Below are 905 nucleotides of genomic sequence, written 5' to 3' on the forward strand. Positions count from 1 at the left end.
CTCGATGCCGCCGCATCTCCCAGGGCCCCAGGCGCAGCGGGTCGCCGTCCTGGCGCTGCCGGCCGGCGTTGCGCAGCGGATCGGTGAGCAAGTCCACCATCGCGCCGACGATGGCCTTGAGCGGCGCCGCCGGCGCATCGATGCGCCGCCCGCCGGGCTCGCGCAGCGAGACGGTGGCGTGGTCGTCGATGGCGGCCATCTGCGCGGCGTTCAGCCAGCGCGGCTCGCGCCGGAGCAGATCGGCCAGCAGGGGCGCCAAGTCCAGCGTTTCGCCGTCCACCTCGATGCCCAGGCTCAGCAGCCACGCCCCTTCGCGTTCGGGCAGATGCAGCTTTTGCACCGGGCGTTCGCGCGGGCCGAGCGGGCCGGCGAGGTCCTTGCCCAGCAGCTCGCCGGTGTCGGGATCGAGGCGCAGCGTCCAGCGCTGCACGGGAACGCTCTCGTGCGCGAAGCCAGGCAGTACCGACACGGCCCAGCCGTGGGCCTGCAGGCGCGGCACCTGCTCGGCCCAGAAGTCGCCGAAGGCAGCCTCCTGCGGCAGCGTCCAGACAGGGCCCAGCACGGGAGCACCCGCACGGTCGCGCCACTGCAAGGCCGTTTCGGGCACCGGCAGCAGGCCCAGGTCGCGCACGAGGTCGATGGCGTCCGCCTCGGCCGCCCCATCGCGCTGCAGGCGCAGCACGGGGCCGCCGGTGTCGTACAGCTCCTGCACGGCCGGCGGGCGGCTGTTGAGCACCGAGGTGGGGGCGGGCGTTTCCCAGGCGGCGCCATCCGGTGTGCGGTAGGTCCAGTCGATGCGGGCCAGCGTGACCTGGTCGCCGCGCGGGCCGATCGGCCCGTGGGGCCGCAGGCCCAGCAGGCCGTCGCCACGGCCCAGCGTCTGCAGCGTGATGCGCGGCTGGAAT

At 74.7% G+C, this 905-nt stretch carries 1 pseudogene; it reads right to left on the reverse strand.

Annotated elements, in window-relative coordinates:
* Window positions 1-905, reverse strand: a pseudogene (locus AC27IO_RS24850) (ATP-dependent helicase); the annotation flags it as partial.

The sequence above is a fragment of the Acidovorax sp. KNOB132 genome (assembly GCF_057541515.1).